This is a genomic window from Kineococcus endophyticus, assembly GCF_040796495.1.
GTDB lineage: Bacteria > Actinomycetota > Actinomycetes > Actinomycetales > Kineococcaceae > Kineococcus > Kineococcus endophyticus.
This window is the reverse complement of the sequence record NZ_JBFNQN010000015.1, coordinates 22,067-38,386: the sequence shown is the minus strand read 5'-3', so window position 1 is coordinate 38,386 and position 16,320 is coordinate 22,067. Positions and strand designations below refer to the sequence as shown.

The 16,320-nt window shown below is 76.7% G+C and carries 17 protein-coding genes and 1 riboswitch; of the genes, 13 read left to right on the top strand and 4 right to left on the bottom strand.

The features are described 5' to 3' along the window. Positions 1-26 precede the first annotated feature (26 nt). From AB1207_RS19830 to AB1207_RS19820, 3 genes are read right to left on the bottom strand one after another with little or no spacing between them, the layout of a single operon-like run. Positions 27-689 carry a response regulator transcription factor gene (locus AB1207_RS19830; protein ID WP_367640181.1) on the bottom strand — a complete coding sequence of 221 codons (663 nt, stop codon included), beginning with the start codon at positions 687-689 and terminating at the stop codon, positions 27-29. After that, positions 686-2,188: a sensor histidine kinase gene (locus AB1207_RS19825; RefSeq protein ID WP_367640180.1), complete on the bottom strand. Its 1,503-nt coding sequence runs from the start codon at positions 2,186-2,188 to the stop codon at positions 686-688. Before AB1207_RS19825 ends, AB1207_RS19830 begins: the two co-directional genes overlap by 4 nt. Beyond that, positions 2,185-2,565: a hypothetical protein gene (locus AB1207_RS19820; RefSeq protein WP_367640179.1), complete on the bottom strand. Its 381-nt coding sequence runs from the start codon at positions 2,563-2,565 to the stop codon at positions 2,185-2,187. Before AB1207_RS19820 ends, AB1207_RS19825 begins: the two co-directional genes overlap by 4 nt. Positions 2,566-2,712: 147 nt before the next feature. On the opposite strand from AB1207_RS19820, the gene AB1207_RS19815 reads away from it, so the two are divergent. Genes AB1207_RS19815 through mgrA form a run of 9 tightly spaced genes read left to right on the top strand, consistent with a single transcriptional unit; the run spans position 2,713 to position 12,701 of the window. Continuing rightward, positions 2,713-3,915, top strand: coding sequence for a glycosyltransferase family protein (locus tag AB1207_RS19815; RefSeq protein WP_367640178.1), 1,203 nt, complete (start codon positions 2,713-2,715; stop codon positions 3,913-3,915). Continuing rightward, positions 3,905-5,149 (top strand): glycosyltransferase, encoded by a 1,245-nt coding sequence (locus AB1207_RS19810; protein ID WP_367640177.1) that lies wholly within the window; start codon positions 3,905-3,907, stop codon positions 5,147-5,149. Before AB1207_RS19815 ends, AB1207_RS19810 begins: the two co-directional genes overlap by 11 nt. Then, positions 5,149-6,330 (top strand): glycosyltransferase family 4 protein, encoded by a 1,182-nt coding sequence (locus tag AB1207_RS19805; protein ID WP_367640176.1) that lies wholly within the window; start codon positions 5,149-5,151, stop codon positions 6,328-6,330. The genes AB1207_RS19810 and AB1207_RS19805 overlap by 1 nt, the downstream gene beginning before the upstream one ends. Then, positions 6,327-8,072: an ABC transporter ATP-binding protein gene (locus AB1207_RS19800; protein ID WP_367640175.1), complete on the top strand. Its 1,746-nt coding sequence runs from the start codon at positions 6,327-6,329 to the stop codon at positions 8,070-8,072. The genes AB1207_RS19805 and AB1207_RS19800 overlap by 4 nt, the downstream gene beginning before the upstream one ends. Continuing rightward, positions 8,069-9,211, top strand: a complete 1,143-nt coding sequence (locus tag AB1207_RS19795; RefSeq protein WP_367640174.1) for a hypothetical protein — start codon at positions 8,069-8,071, stop codon at positions 9,209-9,211. The genes AB1207_RS19800 and AB1207_RS19795 overlap by 4 nt, the downstream gene beginning before the upstream one ends. Further along, entirely contained in the window at positions 9,208-10,203 is a 996-nt protein-coding gene (locus tag AB1207_RS19790; protein ID WP_367640173.1) for a hypothetical protein, read from the top strand. The genes AB1207_RS19795 and AB1207_RS19790 overlap by 4 nt, the downstream gene beginning before the upstream one ends. Before the next feature lie 33 nt (positions 10,204-10,236). Then, on the top strand, positions 10,237-10,977 hold the full coding sequence (locus AB1207_RS19785) for an LmeA family phospholipid-binding protein (protein WP_367640172.1): 741 nt from the start codon (positions 10,237-10,239) through the stop codon (positions 10,975-10,977). A 45-nt stretch (positions 10,978-11,022) separates the two neighbouring features. Beyond that, positions 11,023-11,661, top strand: coding sequence for a bifunctional 4-hydroxy-2-oxoglutarate aldolase/2-dehydro-3-deoxy-phosphogluconate aldolase (gene eda, locus AB1207_RS19780; RefSeq protein ID WP_367640171.1), 639 nt, complete (start codon positions 11,023-11,025; stop codon positions 11,659-11,661). After that, on the top strand, positions 11,658-12,701 hold the full coding sequence (gene mgrA / locus AB1207_RS19775; protein WP_367640170.1) for an L-glyceraldehyde 3-phosphate reductase: 1,044 nt from the start codon (positions 11,658-11,660) through the stop codon (positions 12,699-12,701). Before eda ends, mgrA begins: the two co-directional genes overlap by 4 nt. Positions 12,702-12,732: 31 nt before the next feature. Here the strand turns inward: mgrA and AB1207_RS19770 are convergent, their stop codons facing one another. After that, a complete protein-coding gene (locus tag AB1207_RS19770) occupies positions 12,733-13,188 on the bottom strand; it encodes a DUF4383 domain-containing protein (RefSeq protein ID WP_367640169.1) in 456 nt (151 codons plus the stop codon). A 58-nt stretch (positions 13,189-13,246) separates the two neighbouring features. Next, positions 13,247-13,347: riboswitch (TPP riboswitch) on the top strand. On the opposite strand from AB1207_RS19770, the gene thiM reads away from it, so the two are divergent. The 4 genes from thiM to AB1207_RS19750 all read left to right on the top strand — a co-directional run bounded on the left by thiM (position 13,340) and on the right by AB1207_RS19750 (position 16,318). Next, positions 13,340-14,167, top strand: a complete 828-nt coding sequence (thiM, locus tag AB1207_RS19765; RefSeq protein ID WP_367640168.1) for a hydroxyethylthiazole kinase — start codon at positions 13,340-13,342, stop codon at positions 14,165-14,167. Its footprint overlaps the riboswitch before it by 8 nt. Further along, positions 14,164-14,805 carry a thiamine phosphate synthase gene (thiE, locus tag AB1207_RS19760; RefSeq protein WP_367640167.1) on the top strand — a complete coding sequence of 214 codons (642 nt, stop codon included), beginning with the start codon at positions 14,164-14,166 and terminating at the stop codon, positions 14,803-14,805. The genes thiM and thiE overlap by 4 nt, the downstream gene beginning before the upstream one ends. After that, positions 14,802-15,641 carry a bifunctional hydroxymethylpyrimidine kinase/phosphomethylpyrimidine kinase gene (gene thiD / locus AB1207_RS19755; RefSeq protein ID WP_367640166.1) on the top strand — a complete coding sequence of 280 codons (840 nt, stop codon included), beginning with the start codon at positions 14,802-14,804 and terminating at the stop codon, positions 15,639-15,641. Before thiE ends, thiD begins: the two co-directional genes overlap by 4 nt. Beyond that, positions 15,638-16,318, top strand: a complete 681-nt coding sequence (locus AB1207_RS19750) for a TenA family protein (protein WP_367640164.1) — start codon at positions 15,638-15,640, stop codon at positions 16,316-16,318. The genes thiD and AB1207_RS19750 overlap by 4 nt, the downstream gene beginning before the upstream one ends. Positions 16,319-16,320: the final 2 nt, after the last annotated feature.

Below are 16,320 nucleotides of genomic sequence, written 5' to 3'. Positions count from 1 at the left end.
GCCCGAAGCTTCCCGTCGGCGCCCGCTCACCGCTCCAGGAGCCGGTACCCCATGCCGCGCACCGTCTCGAAGCGGTCGGCGCCCAGCTTCTTGCGCAGGTAGCGCACGTAGACGTCGACCACGTTGGACCCGGGGTCGAAGTCGTAGCCCCAGACGGAGCTGAGGAGCTGCTCGCGGGACAGGACCTGGCCGGGGTGGCGCAGGAAGGCCTCGGCGAGGGAGAACTCCCGGCTCGACAGCGCCACCGACCGCCCCCCGACGGCGGCCGTGCGCGTCAGCAGGTCCAGCTGCAGCTCCCCGGCGCTCAGGACGGTCACCTCCGCCGACCGGTCGTCGCGCAGCCGCAGCCGGATGCGGGCCAGCAGCTCCTCGAAGCGGAACGGCTTGGTGACGTAGTCGTCGGCGCCTCCGTCCAGGCCCGCGACGGTGTCGTCGACGGCGTCGCGTGCGGTGAGGATGACGACCGGCAGGCCGTGCTTGTCGGCCCGCAGCCGCCGCAGCACCTCGAAGCCGTCCATCCCGGGCAGGCCGATGTCGAGCACGAGCAGGTCGAACAGGCCCGTGCTCGCCAGGTCCAGGGCGGTGCGCCCGTCCGTCGCGATGGTCGTCGCGTAGCCGCCGGCGCGCAGTCCCTTCTCGACGAAGGCCGCGATGCGGGTCTCGTCCTCGGCGATGAGGATGCTCGTCACGGGACCTCCTGGGGGGCGGGTGGACGGAGCCCGGCGGGGGTCGCGCCCGTGGCGGCGGTCTCCGCCGGGGCGGCCAGCGGCAGGACGAGGGTGAAGACGGCGCCCTGGCCGGGGGCGCTGCGCACGTCCACGCGACCTGCGTGCGCCTCCGCGATGGCGGTGACGATCGACAGGCCCAGGCCGGACCCCTCGACACCCCGTCCCGTCGCGGCGCGGCCGAAGCGCTCGAAGATCCGTTCGAGGTCGTCGGGGTGGACGCCGGGGCCGTCGTCGCGCACCCACAGGCGCAGCTCCCCGTCGTGCACGGCGCTGCCCAGGGCGACGAGGTCGCCGGGCCGGGTGAACTTCACGGCGTTGGACACGAGCTGGACGACGGCCTGCGTGAGCCGCTGGGCGTCGGCCGCCACGGTCACCTCGGTGCGTTCGTCGACGCGCCAGTCCCGCTCGCCGAGCGGCACGACCTTGTCGAACACCTCGTCGACGAGCTGACCGACCTCCACGGGCGCCAGCCGCACGAAGTCGGGCTGGCGGGCCTTGGCCAGCAGCGTCAGGTCGTCGACCAGGCGCGTCATGCGGGCCAGCTCGTCGAGCACCAGCGCGCGCGTCTCGGCGACGTCCCGCTCGTCGGCGACGTCCAGCAGCTCCAGGTGCCCCTGCACGATCGTCAGCGGCGTCCGCAGCTCGTGCCCGGCGTCGTCCAGGAACTGCCGCTGGCTCTCGAAGGAGGACTCCAGCCGCTCCAGCATCCCGTTGAAGCCGCGGGCCAGGTCGGCCACGTCGTCGTCACCGTGCACGGGCACGCGGTGGGAGAGGTCGTCGGCGCCCACCCCGACGGCGGCCGCGTGCAGGTGGTCCAGCGGGCGCAGCAGGCGCACGATCACGAGGTACCCGACGGCCGCGACGAGCAGCAGCGCGCCGACGGCCGTGACCGCGAAGTTGCGGGTGTTCTCGTCGACGAGCCGGTACTCCGGCGACAGGTCGTGGCCGACGACGTAGACGCCCTCCGACGGCTGGGCCGGGTCGGCCGGCGTCAGGGCCACCGGCACCGCCGTCACCTGCATGCGTCCCTCGGCGGTCGTCACGAACGTCGTGGTGGCTGGGGCGTCGGGCGTCAGCCCCAGCGCGAACGCCCGCACCGCAGGGGTGTTGAGGTCGAAGGGGCGCACCGCGGAGGCGTAGGTGGGTCCCCCGCGCACGATGCCGAGCGCCGTCTCGTACTCGTCCGAGACGTCGCTCTCGATCTTCGCCCGCAGCAGGTCGACGACGGAGGCGAAGGGCCGGCCCGTGCGCGGGTCGACGCCGGTGGCGGCGAACACGCGCAGCTCCTGGACCTCCTGGCCGATCGAGGCGTCGACGCGCTGGTCGGTGGTGCCGCGCTGGACCAGGACGGACACGGCGCCGGTGAGCACGAGGCCGAACCCGGCGGCCGCCAGCACGGCGGCCAGGACCTTGGCGCGGACGGTGCGCAGGAGCGGGCGGCGGGGTGGACGGGGCCTCACTCGTCGTCGTCCGCCTCGTCCGCCTCGTCCGCCTCGTCGTCGTCGCTGTCGTCGTCCCCGTCGTCAGGGGCGTCGTCGTCGTCGAGCTGGACGGCGCCGGGCGGGGGCACGGTCACCAGGCCGCCGCCGACCCGCGTGGGGCTCGAGGGGGCCGCGGGGGAGACCGGGGCGAGCGTGAGGGCGGGGGAGGTCGGGGCCGGGACGGCTCCGGTCGGGGAGACCTGCCCGGACGGGGTGGGCGCGGGGGCGCCGGGTGAGGCGAGGACGGGACCGCCGTAGTCCTCGGCCGGTTCGTCGGCCCACGCCATCGACAAGCCGACGGCCAGGACGCCGACGGCACCCGCCCCCAGGAGACCCACGACCGCAGGAGTTCGCACCGCTCCAGTGTCGCCGCCGGGGCGGCCCCGGTCATGAGGCGTGGATGAGAACCCCCTCATCGTCGGCTCACGTCCCCCTCACGCTCCGTCCCTAGCGTCGTCACCCGTCGGCAACCAGCCGGTCAGCCCACCCCCGAGGAGCCTGCCGTGACGAAGTCCTCCCCACCGCGTCCGCGGGTCGCCCTCTACGGGCACGACACGTGCGGACTGGGCCACCTGCGGCGCAACCTGGCGCTGGCGGCCGCCCTGCGGGCCGGCGACGAGCGGCCCGACGTCCTCGTCGTCACCGGTTCTCCTGCCGCGCAACGGTTCGAGCGCCCCGAGGGGGTGGAACTGCTCGTGCTGCCCACCATCACCAAGGACGGTTCCGGTCGGTACGAGGCGGGGGCGCTCGACGTCCCCCTCGAGGTCGTCGTCGGCCTGCGCTCGGCCGTCCTCACCGGGGCCCTGGCCGCGTGGCAGCCGGACCTGCTCGTCGTCGACAAGGTCCCGCGGGGTTTCCACGGCGAGCTCGAGCCGGCGCTGGAGGACCTGCGGACGCGGGGCGGCACCCGCGTCGTGCTGGGGTTGCGGGACGTCCTGGACGGGCCGGCGACCGCGCGGCGCGAGTGGCAGCGCGACGGCGGGGAGGCCGCCCTGGACCGCTGGTACGACGAGGTGTGGGTCTACGGGGACCCCGCGGTCCACGACGTGCGGGCCGACCTCGGGCTGCCCCCGCACCTGGCCCGCTCCACCCGCTTCCTCGGCTACCTCGCCGACGGTCGCCGCCACGGCGTCGAGCCGGTGGGCCGGGCGGGGGAGCGCACCGTCCTGGCCGCGGTGGGTGGGGGTGTCGACGGGGCCGACCTGACCCGGGCGCTGCTCGCCACCCCGCTGCCGCCGCGGACGCGGCTCGTCCTGCTGCCCGGGCCGTTCGCGGCGGCCGACCTGCTCGCCGACCTCGACCGGGCCGAGCGCGCCCGCACCGACCTCGACGTCGTCGCCTTCACCGACGCCTTCCCCGACTGGGCGGCGGACGCCGACGCCGTGGTCTGCATGGGCGGTTACAACACCGTCGCCGAGGTGCTGGCCACCTCCACCCCGGCCCTCGTCGTGCCGCGCACGCGTCCGCGCCGCGAACAGCTCGTCCGGGCCCGGGCCATGTCCCGGCGCGGGATGCTCGACCACCTCACCGACCCCGATCCGGCCGCGCTGGCCGACTGGATCGCCCGCGCCGTGCGGGGCGACGTGCACCACGCGGCCGCGCGCCGCCGCAGCCCCCTCGACGGCCTGCGGGCCGTCCAGCACCGGGCCGGCCACCTCTTCCGCACCCCCACCTCCCCCCGAACGGAGTCCCGCCGTGCGAGCTGACACCACCCCCACCACGGGCTACGTCGTGAAGATGTACCCGCGGTTCTCCGAGACGTTCGTCGTCCGGGAGATCGCCGCCCGGGAAGCGCAGGGCGAGCGGATCGCCGTCGCGAGCCTGCGGGCCCCCACCGACCCGCGGTTCCACGCGCTGCTGGCGGGCGTCGACGCCCCCGTCACCTGGATCGAGGAGACCGCCGGCCGGTCCAGCGGCGCGCTGTGGGCGGCCCTGCGCCGGGCGGAGCACCTCCCGGGCTTCGCCGCGACGCTGCCCGAGCTGCTGGCCGAGGAGGTCGCCGTCGCGGCCCAGGCCGTCGGGGTCGCGCTGTGGGCCCGCGAGAACGCGGTCACCCACCTGCACGCCCACTTCGCCACGCTGCCGGGACGGACCACGCGGCTGGCCGCGGCGCTGCTCGGCACCGGCTACACCCTCACCGCGCACGCCAAGGACATCTACGTGCCACCGGCCGACCCGGCCCTGCTGGACCGTGTGCTGACCGACGCCGCCGCCGTGGTCACCGTCAGCGACTACAACCTGCGGCACCTGCAGCGTCACCACCCCGCGGCGAACGTCGTCCGCGTCCACAACGGCCTGGACCTCGACGCCCTCGAGCACCACGCCCCCCTCCGGCGGGACCGCGTGGTCGCGGCCGTGGGCCGCCTCGTGGAGAAGAAGGGTTTCGAGGACCTGCTCGACGCGGTCCGGATCCTGCGCGCCGCAGGCGATCCCGTCCGCCTCGTCCTCGCCGGCAGCGGACGGCTGGAGACGTCCCTGCGGGAGCGGGCCCGGGACCTCGGCGACGCCGTCGAGTTCGCCGGGGCGCTGCCCCAGCACGAGGTCGCCGCCCTGCTGCGCCGGGCCGCGGTGTTCGCGGCCCCGTGCGTCGTCGCCCCCGACGGGGACCGCGACGGCCTGCCGACGGTGCTGCTGGAGGCGATGGCCCTCGGCACCCCCGTCGTGTCCACCCCGGTGACGGGCATCCCCGAGGCCGTGCTGGACGGCATCACCGGCACCCTCGTCCCCGAGGCGGACCCGGTCGCGCTGGCGGCGGCGCTGCGCCGGCTCCTCGACGACCCCGAGCTCGGCCGGCGGTACGCGCGGGCCGCCCGCACCCGCGTCGAGCAGTTCTTCGACGTACGCACCCAGGCGGCCCGGCTGCGGGACCTCTCCACCGCCGTCTCCACCGCCGTCGCGTCGCCGCAGGCTCCGGCGCTGCAGCCGGCGGGGGTGCGCTGATGCGCGTCGTCGTCGTCAGCCTCGACCCCGGGGTGCCCGTCTTCGGCGGCAAGGGCTGCTCCGTGCACGTCCAGGAGGTCCTGCGCGTCCTGCTCGCCGCCGGCCACGACGTGCACGTGGTGACGACCCGGCCCGGCGGGGAGCCCGGCGCGGGCCTGGCGGGCGTGCGCACGCACCCGGTCCACCTGCCCGGCGGGCGCTCGCGGGCCGAGCGCGAGCAGGACCTCGTGGCCGCCGACGGGCAGGTCGCCGCTCTGGTCCGGGAGCTCGTCGCCGGCGCCGACGCAGGCGCCCTCGTCTACGAGCGGTACGCGCTGTTCGGTTGCGCCGCACAGGAGGTCGCCGCCGAGCTCGGCGTGCCCGCCGTCCTGGAGGTCAACGCCCCGCTGCCCGTCGAGCAGGCCCGCCACCGCAGCCTGCACGACGTCGCGACGGCCTGGGACCGCACCCGGCGGGCCCTCGTCGCGGCGCGCCGGGTCGTCGCGGTGAGCTCGGCCGTGGCCGACTGGATCCGCGACCTCGCGCCCGGGGCGGACGTGAGGGTGGTGGCCAACGGGGTCGACGTCGACCGGTTCCGGCCCGCCGGGGACCCCGGCCGGACCGGCGCCGCGGCGCCGTTGCGGATCGCCTTCGTCGGCGCCTTCCGCCCCTGGCACGGCGTCCACCTGCTCGTCGAGGCGGTCGGGCGGCTGCGCGCGCAGCCCGGGCCGGCCCTCGAGCTGCTGCTCGTCGGCGACGGGCCCGAACGCGCCGCCGCCCTGGCCCGTGCCGCCGAGCTGGGCCTGGCGGTCCAGGCTCCCGGCGCCGTCGACCCCGCGCAGGTCCCGGCCCTGCTGGCCCGCGCCGACGTCGCGGTGGCGCCGTACCCCGCGGGGGCACGGTACTTCTCCCCGCTGAAGGTGGCCGAGTACCTCGCGTGCGGGACCGCGACCGTCGCCGCCACCGTCGGGGACCTGGCGACCACCTACCGCGATGGGACCGAGCTGCTCCTCGTCCCCGCGGGCGACGTCGACGCCCTGGCCGTTGCGCTGCAACGGCTCCGGACGACCCCGTCGCTGCGCGCCGCCCTGGGGGCCGCCGGCCGCCGGGCCGTCGTCGAGCGCGGCACGTGGACCCGCGTCGTCGACCGCTCCCTCGCCGGCCTGTCCCCGGTCACCACCCGGCAGGAGGTCCCCGCGTGAGCACGCCGGTCGACCAGCAGGCCCTGCGGCACACCGTCGCCCTCGTCGCCCCGCACACCCGCGGCTCGCGGCGCATCGCCGCCGGGGGCCTGCTGGCCCTCTTCGGTGAGGTCGCGTTCCGGCTCGCCGAACCCTGGCCCCTGAAGGTCGTCGTCGACCACGTCGTGCCCCTGGCCGCCGACCCCGCGGCGGGGGCTGCCCCGAGCACGCTGCGGGTCGTCGTCCTCGCCGGGCTGGCCGTGGTGCTGCTCGCCGCGGGCCGGGCGCTGTGCGCGTACCTGACGGCCACGGCGTTCGCCGTCGTGGGCTCTCGCACCACGACCAGGCTGCGGGCCGAGGTCCACTCCCGGCTGCTGCACGCCGCGCCGTCCTTCCACGCCGGCTCCCGGGCCGGCGACCTGGTCACGCGCGTCGTCTCCGACGTCGGCCGGGTCCAGGAGGCCGCGATCACGGCCGGGCTGCCGCTCGTCGGCAGCGTCGTGACGTTCCTCGCGATGGCCGTCGTCATGGTCGTGCTCGACCCGCTCCTGGCGCTCGCCGTGGTCGCCGTCGCCCCGCTGATGCTGCTCTCGGGCCGGCGCAGCGGGCGGCGCATCACCGACGCCAGCCGCGACCAGCGCCGCCGCGAGGGCGTCCTGGCCGCCGACACCTCCGAGGCGTTCTCCGGGATCGGGCTCGTCCAGGCCTACGACCTGCAGGAGCACCGGTCGCAGGCGTTCCGCACCGCCAACGACGGCAGCCTGCGCGACGGGGTCCGCGCGCGCCGGCTCGCCGCCGGCCTCGAACGGCGCGTCGACGTCCTCGTCGGCCTGGCGACGGCCGTCGTCCTCGTCGTCGGGGCGCTGCGCGTCAGCGGGGGCGCCCTGAGCGTCGGGGAGCTCGTCGTCTTCCTCACCTACCTCAAGGCCGCGTTCAAGCCGGTGCGCGACCTGGCCAAGCACACCGGGCGCATCGCGCGGGCGGCGGCCTCGGGCGAACGCGTCCTGGACTGCCTGCGCCGCGCCGAACCCCTGCCGGAGGCCCCGGACGCCACGTCGCTGCGGCGGCTGCGGGGCTCGGTCCGCTTCGAGGGCGTCGTCGTCGAGCGCGGCCCCGGGCGACGGGTCCTCGACGGGGCCGACCTCGTCGTGCACCCCGGCGAGCGGATCGCCGTCGTCGGCCCCAGCGGGTCGGGCAAGTCGACCGCCCTGCACCTGCTCCTGCGCCTGCTCGACCCGAGCGCGGGCCGCGTCCTGCTCGACGGTCACGACCTGACGACGTTGCGCCGCAAGGACGTGCGCGACCACGTCGCGGTCGTCCTGCAGGAACCGTTCCTCTTCGCCGGCACCGTGCGGGACAACGTCCGGCTCGGCCGTCCGGACGCCGACGACGAGGCCGTGGAACGTGCCGTCCGGGACGTCGGCGCGCACGACTTCGTCGCCGCGCTGCCCCAGGGCTACGACACGGTCGTCGCCGAGCGGGGCAGTTCGCTCTCCGGCGGGCAGCGGCAGCGGCTGGCCATCGCCCGGGCCCTGCTGCGCGACCCCGGGCTGCTGCTGCTGGACGAACCCACGACCGGGCTCGACGCCGCGTCCGCGGACACCGTGCTCGAAGCCCTCGACCGGCTCGCCGACGGGCGGACGACGCTCCTGGTGACGCACGACCCCACGCTGCTCGCACGGTGCGACCGGGTGGTCGAGGTGCGCGAGGGCCGGTTCCACCCCGTGCCCACCACTCGACGCGCTCTGGCAGTGACCCCGTGACCGACCCCGTGACCGACCCCGTGACCGACCCCGTGACCGACCCCGTGACCGGATTCCCGCCCACCGAGGAGCTGCGGGTCGACGCCCGGCTCGCGCACGCCGACCCCGGCGTCCCGGGGGTGCTGACCGTCCTGGACGAGGTGCTCCTGCGCCGGTGGACGGGGATGCCGGCCGCGCGGGTCGACCGGTTGCGCTACAAGCCGTCCACCTCGCTGCGCGCCGCCGTCGACCCCGGCGACGGCGGTCCGTGGTGGCTGGTGACGGCCCACTCGGCGGCGTCGTGGCGCAAGGTCGGCAAGGACGTCCGCGCCGCCGGTGGGGCAGCCGTCCTCGACGAGGGGCTGCGGCTCGTGCGGGTCCCCGCCCTCACCGACCGGGCCCTGCCGGACCTGGCCGAGGCCGCCCGCGGTGCCCGGACGGTGGCGCACAACCCGGCCCGGCGGGCCGTCCTGCGCCACGGGGCGTCGGGGGAGTGCCGCAAGGTCCACGCCGACGCCGGCACCGCGGTGCGCAGCGTCCACGCCGCCCGCGCCCTGAGCGCGGCGGGGATCGCGACCCCGTCCGCCGGACCGCTCGGCCGGCACGGCGTGCGGACGCCGTGGCTGCCGGGGCGGGCCGCCACGGCCGCCGACCGCGCCGCCGTGTCCGCCCTCGTGCGGGGCTGGGCGCGCACCGACGCCGGCCGCCTGCCCGTGCTCGACCGCGCGGGACTGCAGCGGGCCGTGGACCAGGCCGTCCGGGGGACCGTCGTCCTCGACACCGGCTTCGCGGACCGGCTGCGGCGCACGGCCCACCGCTGGGCCGCGGCCGCCGAGGCCGACGCGGCGGACCTGGACCCGGTGGTGTTCGCGCACGGTGACCTCTCCCCGGACCAGCTGCTGCACACCGCGCACGGCTGGGTCGTGCTCGACGTCGACCGCGCCTGCCGCGCCCCCGCCGGGTGGGACCTCGCGTCCTGGGACGCCGCCGTCGTCGCCCAGGACGCGGACCCCGGGGAACCGGGCGAGGAGGTGCCGGGCGTCCTGCGGGCGGCCGCGGCCCTGCTGCGCGCCCCGGAACCGTTCCGGCGCCGTCGGCCGGGCTGGGCCGGCGCCACGCGCCGTCTCCTCGACGTCGCCGCGCGGGCGGTGAGCGCGTGACCGCGGAGCCGACCCCGGGCACGCCCCCCGTCTGGACGCGGGTGTGGCCGCGGCGGGGCGGACGACCGGAGGCCGGCCTCGCGCTCGAGGGCCGGGACGCGGCGGGCCGGGTCGTCGCCGGGACCGCGGCCTCGGTCGGCGGCCCCGTCCGCCTCCGCGCGCAGGACCCGCGGCTCGGGGACGTGCACGCCCTGCCCGGGCGGCTCCTCGCGCACCGCTTCGGCAAGCGGGCCGTCCTGCGTCGCGGCGACACCTTCGTCAAGCTCGCCTCCCCGGCCGCGACGCGCACCGCGCTGCACCGGCACGCCGTGCTGGACGCGGCCCTGGTGCCGGTCCGCGGGCGGACGTCGGACGCCCCCGACCTCGTCGACGTCGCGGCGAGCGCCCCGGGACGGCTGGAGCTGCGGGCCGCGGACGGCGTCGAGATGACCGACGTCCTGCGCACGGGGGAGGTGGGCGCCTGCCAGGAGGCGGGCCGGCGCACGGGCGCCGCCGTCACCGCGCTCGCCGCGTCCGGGGCGGACGACCTGCCGGTGCACGACACCGCCGCCGAGGCCGCCGTCCTGGACCGGTGGGTCGCCGACGCCCTCGCCTTCGGCGTCGCCGCGCCCGGGCTCCGTGCGGCGGCGGACGCGGCGACCGCGGCCCTGCGCCGGTTGCCTCCGGCCGCGCCCGTCCCCGCGCACCGTGACCTGCACGACGGGCAGGTGCTGCTGGGGCGGCGGGTGACGCTCCTGGACGTCGACACCGCGGCGCTCGCCGACCCGGCGCTCGACGTCGCGAACCTGCTCGCGCACCTCGACCTCGCCGCGGCGCGCGGTCACCGCGCCGCGGCCGCGGCCGTCGAGCGCGGTGTGCTGGCCGCCTGGGACGGGGCCCGCGCCGACCGCGTCGCCGTGCTGCGGCGCGTCGCGCGGTGCCGGATCGCGGCGGTGCACGCGTTCCGGGGGATGCCCGACGACGTGGCCGCCGCACTGCTCGGGTCGGGGTGATCCCCGGCGGACCCGTCCTGGGACAGTGGTGGGGTGTCGTCCGCCCGCCGCTCCGGCCGTCCCCTCGTCCGCGTGCTCGTCACGCTCGTGGCGCTCGCGGTCATCGCCGTGGCGGCCGACCTGGCCGCCCGCACCTACGCGACCGACCGCGTCGCCTCCCAGCTGCGCAGCGAGTACCGGCTCCCGCAGGACCCCGAGGTCACCCTCGCGGGCGGCTCGTTCCTCTGGCAGGCCGTGCGGGGACGCTTCGAGGACGTGACCGTGACGGTGCCCCGCATGACGACCGAGGACGACCTCGTCGTCCGGGACGTGCGCGTGCGGCTGCCCGAGGTGGACGTCCCCTCGAGCGTGCTCACCGGTGGTGCCGGGACGGTCGACGTCGCCGGTGGCACCGTCCGGGCGGAGGTGGCCTACGCCGACCTCGCGCAGAAGGCCTCCGTCGGCGCCCTCGACGTGACGCTCACCCGCGACGGGGACGCCGTCCGCGCGGGGGCGACCGTCCGCGTCTTCGGGCTCGGCGTCGACCTCGCCGTCACGGGCAAGCCCGTCCTGGAGGGCTCGGACGTCCGGCTGGAACCGGTGAGCGCTCAGCTGGCGGGGGCCTCGGTGCCGCTCGGCCGCGCCGAGCAGCTGCTCGAGGCCGCGGGGTTCGGCGGCTTCACCTTCCCCCTCGAGGGGGTCCCGCCGCAGGTGCGGCTGGAGGGCCTGCAGGTCGCCGACGACGGTCTCGTCGTCACCGGGACGGTCACCCCCAGCGCGGTCCGCGTCGGCTGAGGCTGGGACAGTGGGGCCCACCCGGACCTCGAGGAGGAGCCCCCCGTGTCGCCAGCCAGTGTTCTCGACGTCTCCCCGGTCGTGCCCGTCGTCGTCGTCGAGGACGTCGCCACGGCCGTCCCGCTGGCCCGCGCGCTGCTCGCGGGCGGCGTCGGGGTGGTCGAGCTGACCCTGCGGACGCCCGTCGCGCTCGACGCCGTGCGGGCCGTCGCCGCGGAGGTCCCCGACATCCTGCTCGGCGTCGGCACCTGCACGTCGGCCGACGACGTCGCCCGCGCCGTCGACGCGGGCGCGCAGTTCCTCGTCAGCCCGGGCACGACACCCTCGATCGTCGGGGCCGCCCGCGACCGCGGCGTCCCGCTGCTGCCGGGGGTCGCGACGGTCTCCGAAGCCCTGGTGGCGCTGGAACTCGGGGTCCACGAGCTGAAGTTCTTCCCCGCCCAGCAGTCCGGCGGTGCCCCGTTCCTCGCAGCGCTGCGCACGGTCCTGCCGCAGGTGCGGTTCTGCCCGACCGGGGGGATCTCCCCGGCGAACGCGGCGGAGTACCTCGCCCTCTCGAACGTGGGGTGCGTGGGCGGCAGTTGGCTCACCCCGGCGGACGCCCTCGCCGCGGGGGACTTCGCCCGCGTCGAGGAACTGGCCCGTGCCGCCGCGGCGCTGCGCGTGGCAGGATCGCCGACGTGAGCCCCACCACGTACACCGCAGACGCTGGACGGTACGAGTCCATGCCCTACCGCCGCTGCGGACGCAGCGGCCTGGAACTCCCGGCGCTCTCGCTCGGGTTCTGGCACAACTTCGGCGACGACAAGCCGTTCCAGACCCAGCGCGACATCACCCGCCGCGCGTTCGACCTGGGCATCACCCACTTCGACCTCGCGAACAACTACGGCCCGCCCTACGGCACCGCCGAGACGAACTTCGGGCGGTTGTTCCGCGAGGACTTCAAGCCCTACCGCGACGAACTCGTCATCTCCTCCAAGGCCGGCTGGGACATGTGGCCCGGGCCGTACGGGGACCGCGGGTCGCGCAAGTACCTGACGGCCTCCCTGGACCAGTCGCTCCAGCGCATGGGCCTGGACCACGTCGACATCTTCTACCACCACCGTCCGGACCCGGACACCCCGCTCGAGGAGACGATGGGGGCGCTCGACGCCATCGTCCGCTCGGGCAAGGCGCTGTACGTCGGGATCTCCTCCTACGGCCCGGAACGCACGCTGCAGGCCTCGCGGATCCTGCGCGACCTCGGCACCCCGCTGCTGATCCACCAGCCGTCGTACTCGATGTTCAACCGCTGGATCGAGTCCGGGCTGCTGGACGTCCTGGAGGCCGAGGGCGTCGGGTGCATCCCCTTCACCGCGCTCGCGCAGGGGCTGCTGACGAACCGCTACCTCAACGGGATCCCGGAGGACTCCCGTGCGGCGCAGGGCAAGTCCCTCGACCCGTCGATCTTGAACGACGAGACGCTGCGCCGCATCCGCGGCCTGCAGGAGATCGCCGAGGGCCGCGGCCAGACGCTCGCGCAGCTCGCCCTGGCCTGGACCCTGCGCGACCGGCGCGTGACCACGACTCTCATCGGCGCCAGTTCGGTGCAGCAGGTCGAGGACAACGTGGCCGCGGTGCAGAACCTGGAGTTCACCGACTCCGAACTGAGCGCGATCGAGGAGTTCGCCGTCGACTCCGGCGTCGACCTGTGGGCCGGCGTCCGCGAGGGCGGCGAGGCCTGAGGGCCCCTGGGCTGCGCTGACCCCGTCGGGGTCAGCGCAGTTCGGCGGTGGACTGCCGCCGCCCGGCCGTCACCGGCACGAGGGCGATGACGATGCCGGCCGCGGCGAGGACGCCGTGCGCGGTGGTGATCGGCCAGGCCAGGTTCAGCACGGTGTCCCCGGACCCGTCGCTGGACGCCCCCCACGCGAAGAGCCCGGCGAACGCCAGGAACACGACGACCCCGTACCAGCGGGCGCGGCGGCGCCCCGTGCGGGCGAGCAGCCCCAGCAGTCCCAGGACGAGGTGCACGGCGCTGGAGAGCGGGTTCACCGAGAACCCGACCACCTGCTGCTCCTGCGTGCCGCCCGTCCAGTCGGAGAAACCGGAGACGACGAACCCGGCGATCCCGAACAGCACCAGCAGCCCCCCGACGACGAGCGACAGGTGCTGACCGGCGGTCGTCCGCGGGTGCACCGACAGGTCCGATCCCGACAGGTTCAGGCTCATGCCGTGGGGCTACCCCGGCGAACCCCCGGCAAACGGGGGCGGACGGCGGTGTAGCGTTCGCCGCGACACGGGGTGCTGCGCGCGGATCGCGCAGCTGAGATCACACCCGTCGCACCTGATTCAGGTAATGCTGACGAAGGGATGTCGCGGCATGGCTGCACCCTCCACGACCGGTTCCACGCTGGTGTCCGCCCAGGACGTCGCCCGCGCCCGCGAGGCCGTGGCCCAGGGGGCGCCCCTGGTCCAGTGCCTCACCAACTCGGTGGTGCAGACGATCACCGCCAACGCCCTGCTCGCCGTGGGGGCGGCCCCCGCGATGGTGGACAACGTGCACGAGGCCGCCGCGTTCGCGGCGCTCGCCTCCGCCGTCCTCGTCAACGTCGGGACCCTGGACGAGACGAAGGCGCAGGCCATGTCCCTGGCCGCGGGGTCGGCGCGCGAGCACGGACGGCCCTGGGTGCTGGACCCCGTCGCCGTCGGCGGGCTGGAGTTCCGCACGCGGATCGCCCGCGAGCTGCTCGACCACGCACCGACCGTGGTGCGCGGCAACGCCTCCGAGGTGCTCGGCCTCGCCGGGGCGGGTGCCGGCGGCCGTGGGGTCGACGCGACCGACGGGGCCGAGGACGCCCTGGAGGCGGCGCGGGGGCTCAGCGCCCGCACCGGCGGGGTGGTGGCCGTGTCGGGTCCCGTCGACGTCCTCGTCCACGGCGACCGGACCGTCCGCGTCGCCGGCGGGCACGTGCTGCTCACCCGCACGACGGGGGCGGGGTGCTCGCTCGGGGCGCTCGTCGCCGCCTACGCGTCGGCCGAACCCGACCCGCTCGTGGCGACCGCCGCCGCGCACCTGCACGTCGCCATCGCCGCGGAACGCGCTGCGGCGCGGGCCGACCGGCCCGGGTCCTTCGCGATCGCGTGGCTCGACGAACTCGACGCCGTCGGTCCGCAGGACGTCCTCGACGGCGCCGGACGCCTCGCGTGAGAGCGCCGTTCCGGCCCACGCTCTACCTCGTCACCGACACCGCCCAGTGCGGTGACCGCGGCGTCCCGGCCGTCGTCCGCGCCGCCGTCGCGGGTGGCGTCGACGCCGTCCAGGTGCGCGCCAAGGAGGGCTCCGACCGCGAGCGCCTCGCGCTCGTCCTGGCTGTCCGGGACGTGCTGCGGGGCACGGGAGTTCCCTTGCTGGTGAACGACGCCGTGGACGTCGCGCTGATCGCCGGCGTCGACGGCGTGCACCTGGGGCAGAGCGACCTGCCGGCGCACGAGGTGCGGCGGATCGCGCCGGACCTGCTGCTGGGCTTGTCCGTCTCGACGCCGGAGCAGGCCGCGGCGGTGGACCCGGCGGTCGTCGACCACCTCGGCGTCGGGCCCGTGCGGGAGACCGCGACGAAACCGGACGCGGCCGCGGCACTCGGCGCCGACGGCGTCGCGGCCGTCGTCGCGGCGTCGCCGGTGCCGTGCGTGGCGATCGGCGGGATCCACCAGGACAACCTCGACGGGTTGTGCGGCACGGGGATCACCGGGTTCTGCGTGGTCTCGGAGATCTGCGGCGCGGCGGACCCGGAACGGGCGGCGCGGGACCTGCGGGCGCAGTGGGACCGGGCGGGGGAGCGCCGGTGAGCGCGCGGGTCGCCGTCCCCGTGGCCCTGACGATCGCGGGCAGCGACTCCGGCGGCGGGGCGGGGATCCAGGCCGACCTCAAGACGTTCGCGGCGCACGGCGTCTTCGGGACCAGCGTGCTGACGGCGCTCACGGCGCAGAACACCCGCGGGGTCCGCGGGGTGCACGTCGTGCCCGCGGCGTTCGTCACCGACCAGCTCGACGCCGTGCTCGAGGACATCACCGTGCACGCGACGAAGATCGGGATGCTGGCCGACGCGCAGGTCGTGGCCGCCGTCGCCGCCGCCGTGCGCCGCGGGGGCCTGGGGCCCGTCGTGCTGGACCCGGTGATGGTCGCCACGAGCGGGGACCGGCTGCTGGACCCGGCCGCCGTCGCCGCCGTCCGCGAGGACCTGCTGCCCGTCGCCGACCTCGTCACCCCGAACGTCCCGGAGGCGGCCGTCCTGCTCGACGCCGCCCCGGCCACGGACCTCGACGGCGCCCGGGCCCAGGCGCGGGAGCTGTTCTTCCGCACGGGGACCGCGGTGCTGCTCAAGGGCGGCCACCTCCGGGGCCCCGAGAGCGTCGACGTCCTCGTCGGGCCGGCGGGGGAGACGGTGCTGCGGCGCCCCCGCGTGGACACCACGGGGACGCACGGGACGGGCTGCACGCTGTCCGCCGCCCTCGCCGCGCAGGCCGCGCTGCACCCCGGGGCCGACTGGGACGCCCTGGCCGGGCCGGCGCGGGACTACCTGCAGTCGGCCCTGCTCGCCGGACGGGCCCTCGCCGTCGGGTCGGGACAGCCGGGTGCGCACGGCCCCCTCGACCACGCCTTCGCGCTGCGGGAGGCCAGGTGAGCGCCGTCGTGAGCTTCACCGCGACCGCGTGGGAGCGGACCGCCGCGGTGCGCGCCGCCGTCGAACGGTGCGCGTTCCTCGCCGAGCTCGCCGATGGCACGCTCGACCCGGGCGTGTTCCGGCACTACCTCGAACAAGACGCGCTCTACCTGCAGGGGTACGCCAGGGCGCTGTCCCTGCTGGCCGCCCGCGCACCCGACGCCGCGGCGGCCGGGTTCTGGGCGTCCTCGGCGCACGGTGCGGCCGTCGTGGAGTCCTCGCTGCACGGCGACCTGCTCGAGGCGGGGGTGCTGCCGCCCGGGGACGGGGCGGCGCCGGTCGCCTCCCCGACGACGCTCGGGTACGTCTCGCACCTCGTCGCCACGGCCGCCACCGCGCCGTACGCGGTGGGCGCGGCCGCGGTGCTGCCCTGCTTCTGGGTCTACGCCGACGCCGGGCGCCGGCTGGCCGCCCGTGCCGGGCTCGTCGAGGGCCACCCGTTCGCCCGGTGGGTCGCGACGTACGACGACCCCGCCTTCCACGCCGCGACGGCCACGGCGCGGGACCTGGTCGACGCCGCCGCCCGGCCCGACCTCGAGGAGGCCATGCACGAGGCCTTCGCCGTCGCGACGCGCTACGAGTGGCTGTTCTGGGAGAGCGCCCACCGCAGGGAGGGCTGGCCCGACCCCGTGCAATGAGA

Coding starts and splice junctions, on each gene's coding strand:
- AB1207_RS19805 (WP_367640176.1), top strand. CDS start 5,149: ATGCGCGTCGTCGTCGTCAGCCTCGACCCCGGGGTGCCCGTCTTCGGC.
- AB1207_RS19770 (WP_367640169.1), bottom strand. CDS start 13,188: ATGAGCCTGAACCTGTCGGGATCGGACCTGTCGGTGCACCCGCGGACG.
- thiM (WP_367640168.1), top strand. CDS start 13,340: ATGGCTGCACCCTCCACGACCGGTTCCACGCTGGTGTCCGCCCAGGAC.